The sequence below is a fragment of the Nocardiopsis sp. CA-288880 genome (assembly GCF_050955985.1).
Classification (GTDB): Bacteria; Actinomycetota; Actinomycetes; order Streptosporangiales; family Streptosporangiaceae; genus Nocardiopsis; species Nocardiopsis tropica.
On record NZ_CP192105.1, the window covers coordinates 3,370,159 to 3,380,747 of the forward strand.

At 71.7% G+C, this 10,589-nt stretch carries 10 protein-coding genes and 1 pseudogene; 2 read left to right on the plus strand and 9 right to left on the minus strand.

Annotated features, from left to right (window positions below; translation table 11 throughout):
• Window positions 1-61: 61 nt before the first annotated feature.
• Window positions 62-1,084 (plus strand): annotated as a pseudogene (locus tag ACQPYD_RS14395) (acyltransferase domain-containing protein); the annotation flags it as partial.
• A gap of 44 nt (window positions 1,085-1,128) precedes the next feature.
• On the opposite strand, the gene ACQPYD_RS14400 reads toward ACQPYD_RS14395, so the two are convergent.
• The 7 genes from ACQPYD_RS14400 to ACQPYD_RS14430 form a co-directional block, all read right to left on the minus strand.
• Window positions 1,129-1,956, minus strand: a complete 828-nt coding sequence (locus ACQPYD_RS14400) for an alpha/beta fold hydrolase (RefSeq protein WP_433701490.1) — start codon at window positions 1,954-1,956, stop codon at window positions 1,129-1,131.
• Between the two features lie 137 nt (window positions 1,957-2,093).
• A complete protein-coding gene (locus ACQPYD_RS14405) occupies window positions 2,094-2,798 on the minus strand; it encodes an ABC transporter ATP-binding protein (protein ID WP_433701491.1) in 705 nt (234 codons plus the stop codon).
• The gene (gene urtD / locus ACQPYD_RS14410) at window positions 2,795-3,541 is read right to left on the minus strand and encodes an urea ABC transporter ATP-binding protein UrtD (protein WP_330159516.1); all 747 of its coding nucleotides are present in this window, start codon (window positions 3,539-3,541) and stop codon (window positions 2,795-2,797) included. Before urtD ends, ACQPYD_RS14405 begins: the two co-directional genes overlap by 4 nt.
• Complete coding sequence (gene urtC / locus ACQPYD_RS14415) at window positions 3,538-4,674, minus strand: urea ABC transporter permease subunit UrtC (RefSeq protein ID WP_433701493.1); 1,137 nt, start codon at window positions 4,672-4,674, stop codon at window positions 3,538-3,540. The genes urtD and urtC overlap by 4 nt, the downstream gene beginning before the upstream one ends.
• Complete coding sequence (gene urtB, locus ACQPYD_RS14420; RefSeq protein WP_433701494.1) at window positions 4,671-5,561, minus strand: urea ABC transporter permease subunit UrtB; 891 nt, start codon at window positions 5,559-5,561, stop codon at window positions 4,671-4,673. Before urtB ends, urtC begins: the two co-directional genes overlap by 4 nt.
• Window positions 5,562-5,635: 74 nt before the next feature.
• The gene (gene urtA / locus ACQPYD_RS14425; RefSeq protein ID WP_433701495.1) at window positions 5,636-6,853 is read right to left on the minus strand and encodes an urea ABC transporter substrate-binding protein; all 1,218 of its coding nucleotides are present in this window, start codon (window positions 6,851-6,853) and stop codon (window positions 5,636-5,638) included.
• Window positions 6,854-6,967: 114 nt separating this feature from the next.
• Entirely contained in the window at window positions 6,968-7,204 is a 237-nt protein-coding gene (locus ACQPYD_RS14430) for a hypothetical protein (protein WP_433701496.1), read from the minus strand.
• Between the two features lie 1,092 nt (window positions 7,205-8,296).
• Between ACQPYD_RS14430 and ACQPYD_RS14435 the strand changes: the two genes are divergently transcribed.
• The gene (locus ACQPYD_RS14435) at window positions 8,297-9,007 is read left to right on the plus strand and encodes a phosphotransferase family protein (protein ID WP_433701497.1); all 711 of its coding nucleotides are present in this window, start codon (window positions 8,297-8,299) and stop codon (window positions 9,005-9,007) included.
• A 191-nt stretch (window positions 9,008-9,198) separates the two neighbouring features.
• On the opposite strand, the gene ACQPYD_RS14440 is transcribed toward ACQPYD_RS14435, so the two are convergent.
• Together ACQPYD_RS14440 and ACQPYD_RS14445 are read right to left on the minus strand one after the other, a co-directional pair.
• A complete protein-coding gene (locus ACQPYD_RS14440; protein ID WP_433701498.1) occupies window positions 9,199-9,615 on the minus strand; it encodes a nuclear transport factor 2 family protein in 417 nt (138 codons plus the stop codon).
• Window positions 9,616-9,793: 178 nt separating this feature from the next.
• Window positions 9,794-10,225, minus strand: a complete 432-nt coding sequence (locus ACQPYD_RS14445) for an Rrf2 family transcriptional regulator (protein ID WP_433701499.1) — start codon at window positions 10,223-10,225, stop codon at window positions 9,794-9,796.
• Between the last annotated feature and the right edge of the window lie 364 nt (window positions 10,226-10,589).

Here is a 10,589-nt window from a genome sequence, read left to right on the forward strand (position 1 = left end):
TGCCCACCTGTGAGCCTGGCCTCACTCGCGCCGGGTGTGGCGGTTCGGCCATGATGTGGGGATGGACAGTGGTGCTGTTGCGGAGCGTTTCGGGCTGGGTGCTGGTGAGCGTGCGTGGTTGGAGGAGGCTGCGCTGTTGCCGGAGCCGGTGAGGGCGCTGGTGGTGCCCTCGGGGGCGGAGGCGGCGCGGGTGTTGGACCTGTTCGCCCTGGAGGCGGTGGACCGGGCCGAGGTGGAGGGGTTGTGGCCGGGCTCGGGCGGGCCGTGGGGGGTGTGGCCGCCGGAGCTGTGGTACGTGGTGGAGTGCATGTACCGGCGGTTGTGCGCCGATGCGGAGCTGCCGGCGGGGCAGTGGCGGGACTGGCCCTCGCTGGTGGGCGTGGAGGATCCGCGGGTGCGGGTGGCGTCGCTGTGGGCGTTCGCGGCGATGGTGGGGGCGCAGTTCGCCTCGCACGGTGCGCGGGGTGTGGAGCGGTCGGTGACGGCGGCCACGCTCGCGGACGTGGGTGTGCAGATGGGGCGTTCGCGGCGGATGTTCGGCCGGTTGTCGCTGGAGACGGCGTCGTGGGTGGCGGCGCAGTTCCGGGGCCGCCTGTTCTGGGTGGGCGGGCTGCAGTTCGAGCCGGCCCTGCTGGGGAACCAGGGCGGGGTGGAGTGGTATCCGCCCGAGGAGGCCCGGGGGCGGGGGCCGGGGATGGGTGTGGGTGATCCGGTGCTGCGGTTGCACATCCCCACGGGCGGGTTGGACCCGGTGGCGGTGGAGGAGGCGCTGGGGCGGGCGCGGGGGTTCGCTCGTACGTGTTTGGGGATCGATCCGGTGGTGGCCACGTGTACGTCGTGGTTGCTGGATCCGCAGTGGGGCCAGGTGTTGGGGGAGGGGTCCAACATCGTGGGGTTCCAGCGGAGGTTCACGCTGGTGGGTGCGGGTGTGCCGGGGGAGTCGGACGTGTTCCGGTTCGTGTTCGGCAGGGCGCGGGTGGATGTGGGGGGTGCGCCGCGGCGGACGCGGTTGGAGCGCGCGGTGGTGGAGCGGTTGGAGTCGGGGGGCTCCTGGCAGGTGCGCACGGGGTGGTTGCGGCTGCCGTGGGGGCGGCCGGCCCGCGCCGCGGCGCGGGCCGGGCGGGCCTGTCAGCTCTTGAGGAACTCGAGCAGGTCGCGGTTGAACTTCTCCTTGTCGCCGGGGACCAGGGCGATGCCGTGGGAGCCGCCCTCGTACACCTTGAGTGTGGCGTCGGCGATGATCTTGGCGGACTTGCGGCCGGTGGCGTCGATGGGGACGACCTGGTCGTCGTCGCCGTGCACCACCAGGGTGGGGATGTCGAAGCTGCGCAGGTCCTGGGTGAAGTCGGTGTAGCCGAAGGCGTCGACGCACTTGACGCCGGCCTGGATGGACTGGTGCATGGCCATGAACCAGAAGGCGTCCTTGTTGCCCTGGGTGACCTTGTTGCCGGGGCGGTTGGCGCTGAAGAACCCCTCGGCGGTGTCCTTCCAGAACTGGGAGCGTTCGGCGAGGATGCCGTTCTTGATGCCGGTGAGGACGTCCTCGGGGACGCCTTCGGGGTTGGTGTCGGATTTGATCATGATGGGCGGGACGGCGGAGAGCAGGACCGCCTGGCGGACCCTGCGGGTGCCGTGGCGGCCGATGTAGCGGGCGAGTTCGCCGCCTCCCATGGAGTGCGCGACCAGGGTGGCGTCCTGCAGGTCGAGCTGGTTCATGAGCTCGTCGAGGTCGTCGGCGAAGGTGTCGAAGTCGTAGCCGTTCCAGGGCTGGTCGGAGCGGCCGTGCCCGCGGCGGTCGTGGGCGATGCCGCGGAACCCGTTGTCGGCCACCCACTTCATCTGGTCCTCCCACGCGTCGGCGTTGAGCGGCCATCCGTGGATGAACACGACGGGGCGCCCGCTGCCCCAGTCCTTGTAGTGGATCCCGACGTTGTCGCGTGTGGTGATGCGGCCCATGGGTGGTGCCCCTTCTGCGTGGTCTCGCGGGTGTGGTGCGCCGCAGTGGGGGCGCACCGTTGCCGAGTCGATCACGGTGGGGCGTGGTGGTGAACCCGCTGGTGGGCAAGGCTGGGGAAAGTTCGGTTTGGGGGTTCTCAGATGGCCATGAGGGCGTGGGCGGTGTCGTCGGTGAGGTCGGCGCGGTCGCCGCTGTGGACGATGCGGCCGGCGTCGATGACGGTGACGGTGTCGGCCAGGCGCAGGGCCAGGTCGAGGTACTGCTCGACGAGCAGGACGGTGATGCCCTGGGCGGCGATGTCGGTGACGGCCTGTTCGATCTCGGCGACGATGGAGGGCTGGATGCCTTCGGTGGGTTCGTCGAGGATGAGCAGGGTGGGGTCGGTGACCAGGGCGCGGGCGATGGCGAGTTGTTGGGCCTGTCCTCCGGACAGGAGTCCGGCGCGGCGGTGCAGGAGGGGTTGGAGGCGGGGGAAGCGGTCCAGGGCGGCGTCGATGAGTTCGGGGCCGCCTCTTCGTGTGGCCCGGTGGGCGAGGTGGAGGTTGTCGGCGACGGTGAGGGGGGCGAAGGTGGCGTGGCCCTGGGGGGCGTAGGCGAGGCCGTTGCGGGTGCGGGTGTGCGGGGGGTGGCGGGTGATGTCGGTGCCGTTGTGGGTGATGGTGCCGGCGGTGGGGGTGAGGAGTCCGGCGATGGTGTTGAGGAGGGTGGTTTTTCCGACGCCGTTGCGGCCCATGACGCAGGCGATGGTGCCGGGGTCGATGGTGAGGTCGATGTCGAACAGGACGCGGGCGCGCCCGTAGCCGGCGTGGAGGCCGTGGATGCTCAGGTGGGGTGTGTTCACGGGCGGGTCTCCTGGGGGGTGCGGCCGAGGTAGACCTCTTGGACGCGGGGGTCGTTCTGGACGGTGGCCAGGTCGCCGTGGGTGAGGATGCGTCCTTCGTGCAGGACGGTGACCTGGCGGGCGTAGCGGCGCAGGAAGTCCATGTCGTGTTCGATGACGACGACGGTGTGGTCGGCGGCGATCTGGGTGAGGAGTTCGCCGGTGCGGGTGCGTTCTGCGGCGCTCATGCCGGCGACGGGTTCGTCCAGGAGGAGGAGCCGGGGGTGTTGGGCCAGGAGCATGGCGATCTCCAGCCATTGGCGTTGGCCGTGGGAGAGGGTGCCGGCGGGGGCGTGGGTGTGGGGGGTCAGGCCGACGCGTTCGAGGAGGTCGGGGACCTCGGGGTGGGGGGTGCGGGGGCGGCGCAGGAGTTGCCAGGGGCGTAGGCGGAAGGAGGCGGCCAGGTCGACGTTGTCGGCGACGGTGAGGTGTTCGAAGACGACGCTGGTCTGGAAGGTGCGGCCGATGCCGGCGCGGACGATGTGGTGTTCGCTGCGTTTGTTGAGGGTGTGGCCGTTGAAGGTGATGGTGCCGCTGGTGGGTCGGGTGCGGCCGGTGATGGTGTCGATGAGGGTGGTTTTTCCGGCGCCGTTGGGGCCGATGAGGAAGCGGAGTTCGCCGTGGTCGAGGGTGAGGTCGATGTGGTCCAGGGCGGTGAAGGCGCCGAAGGTGACGGTGAGGTCGCGGATGTCGAGCAGGGTCATGGGGTGCTCCCGGCGGTGGCGGTCTCCTGGGCGGGTGCGGGGGTGCGTGGGCGGCGCAGGGCGGTTCGGGCGGTGTGGGCGAGTCCGGCCAGGCCGTGGGGGGCCAGGGCGATGACGATGACGAACAGGGCGCCTTGGAGGTAGGTCCAGCCTCCGGTGAAGGTTTCGGAGAAGGTGGTCTGGGCGGTGTTCATGATGAGGGCTCCGGCGGCGGCGCCGGCGAGGGAGTGGCGGCCGCCGATGGCCACGGCCAGGACCATCATGATCGAGGGGACGACGCCGATGAGGGTGGGGGAGATGATGCCCATGACGGGGACGAAGAGGGCTCCGGCGGCTCCGGCGGCGGTGGCGGAGAGGGCGTAGGCGAGGGTTTTGGCCCAGGTGGGGTCGTAGCCGAGGTAGCGGACGCGGTCCTCGCCGTCGCGGATGGCGATGAGGAGTCTGCCGTAGCGGCTGTGGGTGAGGTGGCGCATGAGCAGGTAGGTGGCGGCCAGGGTCAGGACGGTGAGGGTGTAGAGGGTGGTCTGGGCGGTGGGGGTGTAGAGGCTGTGGCCGGCGAAGACGGGGAAGTCGGTGAGTCCGTTGGAGCCGCCGGTGAGGTGTTGTTGGCCGATGAGGAGGATGACGAAGGCGGCGGCCAGGGCCTGGTTGAGGAGGGCGAAGTAGGCGCCGCGTACGCGTTGGCGGAACACGGACCAGCCCAGGAGGGCGGCCAGGGCGGTGGGGAGGAGCAGTGCGGCCGTGACGGCGGCGGCGGGGTGGGTGAGGGCCTGCCAGAACCAGGGGAGTTCGGTGAGCCCGGACCAGGTCATGAACTGGGGGAGTCGGCCGCGGGTGAGGGGGTCGGCGGCGGTGGCGGCCAGGGTCAGGTGGATGGCCATGGCGTAGGCGCCCAGGCCGAAGTAGACGCCGTGGCCGAGGGTGAGCATGCCGCCGCGGCCCCAGGCCAGGGCGATGCCCAGGGCGACGATGGAGTAGCACAGGTACTGGGTGAGGAGGTTGAGGCGGAAGGGTTCGAGGAGGTGGGGCAGGAGCAGGAGGGCGGCGGCGAGCAGGGCGAGGAAGGTGGCGGGGCCGCGCAGGCGGGCCAGGGGTGTGCGCCGTCCGGGTTCGGGCGCGGGGGTGGGGGTCATGTCAGCGCTCTTGTCTTGACGGTGAACAGTCCCTGGGGGCGGGCCTGGAGGAAGGCGATGATGGCGGCGAAGACGAGGAGTTTGGCCAGGGAGGCGTCGGTCCAGGCCTGGGCGGTGGCGTTGAGGATGCCCAGGGCGAAGGCGGCCAGGACGGTGCCGCGGAGCCGGCCCAGGCCGCCGATGACCACGACGAGGAACGCGTCGACGATGTAGTTGGCGCCCAGGGTGGGGCCGGTGGGTCCGATGAGGGTGAGGGCGACGCCGGCGACGCCGGCCAGGCCGGAGCCGATGAAGAAGGTGGTGGCGTCGACCTTGCGGGTGTTGATGCCGCTGACGCCGGCCAGGTCGCGGTTGTGGATGACTGCGCGCATCTGGCGCCCCTGGTGGGTGCGGTGCAGGTAGTGGGCGATGGCCAGGACGCAGACCAGGGCCAGGGCGAGGATGAACAGGCGTGAGTGGTGCAGGCGGATGCCGCCGGGCAGGGTGGTGCCGTCGGTGAGCCAGCCGGGTGCGGGGACGTCGACGTTGGGTGCGCCGAAGGTGTCGCGTGCGGCCTGTTGGAGGATCATGCCGATGCCGAAGGTGAGCAGCAGGGTGTCCAGGGGGCGCCCGTAGAAGTGGCGGATGAGGCCGAGTTCGAGGAGCCAGCCCAGGGTGCCGGTGAGGGTGAAGGCCAGGGGCAGGGCGGCGATGAGGGCCCAGGTGGGGTCCAGGCCGGCCCAGGCGTGCAGGACGTAGGCGGTGTAGGCGCCGACCATGATGAATTCGCCGTGGGCCATGTTGATGACGCCCATCTGGCCGAAGGTGAAGTTCAGGCCCAGGGCGGCCAGGAGGAGGACGGCGCCGATGGCCAGTCCGGTGGGGAGTTGGTTGACGAGGGCGTCCACCGCGGCTCCTTGTGGGGTCGGGGGCGGCCGGGGCGGGCCCGTAGGGGTCGGGGTCCGGCCGCCGGGCGGTGGTCTCAGCCGGTGAGGGCGGTTGCCCAGTCGTAGCCTTCGAGGTAGGGGTCGGGGGTGATGGGTTCGGGGGAGGACCAGATCTCGTCGATGAGGCCCTGGTCGTTGACCTGGCCGATGCGGGCCGTCTTGACGACGTGCTGGGTGGCGCCGTCGATGGTGATGGTGCCTTCGGGGGCCTGGAAGGTGGTGCCGTCCAGGGCCTGGCGGACGTCGGCGACCTCGAAGCTGCCGGCTTCCTCGACGGCGGCCCGCCACAGGTGGACGGCGTTGTAGGCGGACTGCATGGGGTCGGAGGTGACCCGTTCTTCGCCGTAGGCGTCGGTGAAGGCCTCGACGAAATCGGTGTTGGTGTCGGTGGGGGTGCTCTGGTAGTAGTTCCAGGCGGTGAGGTGGCCGGTGATGTTGTCGGCGCCGATGCCCTCGATCTCCTCCTCGGCGACGCTGACGCTCAGGACGGGGGTGTCCTGGGCGCTGACCCCGGCCGAGCGCAGCTGTTGGAAGAAGCTGACGTTGGAGTCGCCGTTGAGGGTGTTGAAGACGGCGTCGGGTGCGGTGCGGGCGATGTCGTCGGTGATGGTGGCGTACTCGGTGTGGCCCAGGGGTGTGTACTCCTGGGCGATGACGTCCATGTCGTGGGCCTGGGCGTAGGCGGTGATGATCTGGTTGGCGGTGCGCGGGAAGACGTAGTCGGAGCCGACGAGGTAGAGGCTGGTGTGGCCTTCTTCGCGCAGGTAGTCCAGGGCGGGGATGATCTGCTGGTTGGTGGTGGCGCCGGTGTAGACGATGTTGGGGGAGGCTTCGAGGCCTTCGTACTGGACCGGGTACCACAGCAGGCCGTCGTTGCGTTCGAAGACGGGGAGCATCGCCTTGCGGGAGGCGGAGGTCCAGCCGCCGAAGACGGTGGCGACGCCGTCGGACTGGAGGAGTTTTTGGGCGCGTTCGGCGAAGGTGGCCTCGTCGGAGGCGCCGTCCTCGACGATGGGTTCGATCTGGCGTCCCAGGACGCCGCCGTCGGCGTTGATCTCGTCGATGGCGAGTTGGACGGCGTCGTGGACGGTGACCTCGCTGATGGCCATGGTGCCGGAGAGTGAGTGGAGCAGGCCGACGGTGACGGTGTCGTCGTCGGTTCCGGTTCCGGCGGGGGCGCAGGCGGTGGCGGTCAGGGCCAGGGCGAGTGCGGTGGCGGCCAGGGGTGTTGTGCGCGGGCGGGTGCGTGCCACGTGTGCCCATCTCCTAGGGGGTCGGGGGTGGGGGTGCACCTAGGAGGCTGGTGTCGGGGTGTTTCGTGGGGCGTGCCCGGTGGTTACGTATACATGTCGGTATCCGGTGGGTGGTTAAATCGCGTTTTTCGGGGGTGGGGGGCGGGTGGTGGCGGCGAGCAGGTGGTGGCCGGTGCCGTCGCAGTGGGGGCAGGGGTGGGGTGCCAGGGCCTGGTCCCCGAGGGCGGGTGCGGGGTGGTCGGTGTCGTGTGTGTGGGTGGGGGAGTCGGGGCCGGTGAGGGTGAGGTGGGCCAGGAGTGCCACGCGTGTACCGCTGCCCAGGCAGCTGCGGCACAGGGTTCGGATGAGCATGTGCGCAGAATAGGTGGTGTGTGCGTGGTGGTGGGGGTGAACGGCCGAGCTTGTCGGGTTTTGTGCGTCTGTTGGTGCGGTGTGGGAAGCCGGGAGGGTCGGCGGGAGCGGACGGTGTGCGGGGCCGGTGGTTCGGGCGGGTGGGCCGGGTGTCGTGGGGGCGGTGGGGAGCGCGGCCGGGCGCGGGGGCCTGCCGGTCGGCAGGGGGGCGGGGGTTCGAGCCCGGCATGGGCCGGGCGACTCCGACCCGGCAGGGGCTCGAGAGCTCTAACTTGACATAATGTGCATTATCGGCGATATGGGCGGGGTGGTGGGAAGGGGTTGGAAGGCCCGTGTGTGCGGGCTTTTCGTGTTCTTGGCCGCCGTCGTGTTGGGCGGGCCGTGTGTGCTCGCCTCGCCTCGCGTCGGTGCGTCGGAGGCGTGTCGGGGCCGGGCGCTGGGCGTCGTCGGCGCACCGGGGGCTTCGGGGCGAATGCTCCGGGCGGCCGTCCGTCCACAGGTCCTGTGCCGGTCTGGCGCAGGCGCGGTGCGGCGGGTTAGCGTGGATTCGGGGGCGCCCGCAGCCTCGTTGCCGGAGCGCGCCGCCCCCGAATCCCAGTATCCGCAGGTCGGTGGGTGTGCGGCAAGGGTCGTTCGGGGCCTGTGGACGCCGGCCCGGTCCGCCCCGGTCCGGGGTCGGCCGCAGGTCAGGGCGTCGACGCCCTGGGGTTGCCCGGGGCGGTGCTCCGGGTGTCGGGGGTTCTGGCGGTGCGGTGTCCTGGGGGCGAGCGGCTCCGCGTGCAGGCCCCGGTGCGCAGGTTCCGGAGGTCGTCCCCCACAGGGGGCGGGTCCGATCTCTCCATGTTTGATGCATAAACCGTGTTATGCATGATTTTGGTGAACTTTGCAGACACCTGAGTGGTTTGTGGTGATCTCCTGGGCGGCCGTCGCCTCGACCGGCCCCACCCCCTCCGTCCTCCCCGCGCCCCCGCTCCCAACCCCGGCGCCGCGCGGGTCCGGACCCTGGTCCCGCCTCCCCTGCCCCTTCGCCCCCCGCGCGCACAGGGCCGCCCGGCCGCACCGGTCACCTCTCCCCCTCCACAGGAGCCACCCATGGCACGTTTCACGCACAGTTACACCAACGACACCCGCAGGAGCGGCGACGCCGTGGTCAAGCACCACCTCGGTCCCGGCGCCGCGCGGCGCCGGGACACCGAGGCCCGCGCCCTGCGCGCCGCTGCCGGTGCGGTGCCCGTTCCCGCGCTCCTGGACCCCGCGCCGGACGCCGGCGGCCGCGGTCCCGGCGGCCTCGTGGGAGCCGCCCTGCCCCTGCGCACCGCCTTCGTCGAGGCCGTGCACGCCAAGGACCTGTGGGCGCGCGGGTGCGCCGAGCAGGTCATGGCCGCCTGCGGGCGGGTGCTGCGCCTGGTGCACGCCCTGGACCCCGCGCTGCTGCCCGGCCCAGGGCCGCTGCCGGGGCAGGTGTTCGTGCACGGGGACTTCGGTCCCAACAATGTGCTGATGGAGCCCCGAGGCGGGAGGGTGGCGGCCGTCCTGGACTGGGAGTGGGCGCATCCGGGGGCGCCGGTGGAGGACCTGGCCTGGTGCGAGTGGGTGGTGCGCACCTACCATCCGGGCGAGGTCGGGGCGCTGGAGGCGTTCTTCGCCGCGTACGGGGTGTGTCCGCCGTGGGCCGAGCGCCATGCGTGGATGGTGCGCCGCTGCGAGGAGGTGGCCGTGTTCTGGGAGGAGTGGAGGCCCCTCTCCCCCACTGCGGGGTTGCGCCGTGCCCAGTGGGCGGCCACGCGGGCCTGGCGGGGGTGAGGTCGAGGCGGCTCCTCCCCCGGTCGGGATCTTCCCCGGGGGCGCCGGGGGTGCGCGGGGTCCCTCCCCTGCCGGTGCCGCACGCGGAGGGCCGTGTGCGGCACCGGCTCCCGGCGCCGCCCCCTCCCCCGGCCCTGCTGTGGAGGTCCTGGCCGCCGTGTGCCTGGGGTCGGGATCCTGGTGCTCGGTGCTCAGTCGGCGTCGAACGCCTTGGCGATGGTCAGGGTGTCCTCGTACAGGTGCATGCGGACGATCCGGTCGTCCTCGACCCTGAGGTGGATGGCCGCCGGTGTGGTGAACTCCTTGCCCGTGGCCACGACGGTGTGCGTCCAGGTGGCCAGCAGTACGGCGTCGCCTCCGTCGACGATGACGTGTTCCAGTGCGACCTTGCTCCTGCCCTGGGCGAAGTGCGGCCACATCGTGGTGAAGTACGGGGCGACCTGGTCCCGGCGGGTGCGGCGCCCGCTCCAGGAGAGCGCGTCGCTGCCGGGCACGTGCCAGTCGATCTCCTGGGCGAACAGTTCCTGGATGCCGTCGGGGTCCTGTGCGCCGAGGCGTTCCACGAACTTCTCGGCCAGGGTCCGCGAGGTCTGGGTGTCCGTTGCCATGGTGCTTGTCCTTGTCTTTCGTTCGTCCGGGGTGTGCCGGTCGGGTCCTGGGGCGGGGGCGGCTCGGTGGTCTTGTGGTCCGGTCGTGCGTGGGGCTCCCCCGCGCCTTGTCGTAACCATTGTTGTTACGTTGTTGGGCGCGGAAGGCGCTCCCCCGGCCGGGGTGCGGGGGCTGGGGTCAGGCGGCTTTCAGGACGTCCCGCAGCACGTCCTCCAGCGTGGTCTTGGACAGCTCCCTGCGCAGGGCGGCCTCCACGCCGTCGTACACGGCGGTCATCGCCGGTCCGATGCCGTGGCCCACGACGCACTCGGGGTCCGGTGCGGCGCGGTGCAGGGCGAAGACCGGCCCTGGTTCGATCGCCTGGTAGACGTCGAGCAGGGTGATCGCCGCCAGGTCCCGTGCGAGCATCCAGCCCGCCCCCGCTCCCCGCCGTGAATCGGCCAGGCCGGCCTTGCTCAGTGTGGCCAGCAGGCGGCGGATCACCACCGGGTTGGTGTTGGCGCTGGTCGCGATCTGCTCGGAGGTGGCGACCTCGTGGCCGCGCCGCTGGTACAGCCCGATCCATGTCAGGGCGTGTGCCGCGATGGTCAGTCTGCTGTTGGCGCTCATGTGGGACTCCGCCTCCCCCGATCCCCGACCTTGGTCGTAACCGTAGTGGTTACGACCAAGGTCGGCAACTCCCGCGGAGCAGGCCGGACCGCCCCTCGCAGGCCCGCCCGGGGTGTGGGCCCCGCCCTCCCGGCCCGCGCTCGCGACCCCCTCCAGGCCGGGCGCGCCGCCGCGGGCGCCGCCCGCGGTGCGGGGCGGGCGTTTCCCGGACCGGTATCTGGGCAGGCGCTGCCAGGAGATCCGAGCGGGTGGCGGCGCCGGTGGGTTCGCGGCGCGTCCGTCCGGTGCGCGGGTGGCGGGCGGGCCCTGCCCCGGAAGGGCGCCGGTCCGCCCCGGCCGCTCACGGCACCGCCTTGTGGGGAGG

Bases quoted from the DNA above. Each gene is read 5' to 3' on its own strand.
- ACQPYD_RS14400 (WP_433701490.1), bottom strand. From the start codon at position 1,956: ATGGGCCGCATCACCACACGCGACAACGTCGGGATCCACTACAAGGAC.
- urtD (WP_330159516.1), bottom strand. From the start codon at position 3,541: ATGACCCTGCTCGACATCCGCGACCTCACCGTCACCTTCGGCGCCTTC.
- urtC (WP_433701493.1), bottom strand. From the start codon at position 4,674: ATGACCCCCACCCCCGCGCCCGAACCCGGACGGCGCACACCCCTGGCC.
- ACQPYD_RS14430 (WP_433701496.1), bottom strand. From the start codon at position 7,204: ATGCTCATCCGAACCCTGTGCCGCAGCTGCCTGGGCAGCGGTACACGC.
- ACQPYD_RS14435 (WP_433701497.1), top strand. From the start codon at position 8,297: ATGGCACGTTTCACGCACAGTTACACCAACGACACCCGCAGGAGCGGC.
- ACQPYD_RS14440 (WP_433701498.1), bottom strand. From the start codon at position 9,615: ATGGCAACGGACACCCAGACCTCGCGGACCCTGGCCGAGAAGTTCGTG.
- ACQPYD_RS14445 (WP_433701499.1), bottom strand. From the start codon at position 10,225: ATGAGCGCCAACAGCAGACTGACCATCGCGGCACACGCCCTGACATGG.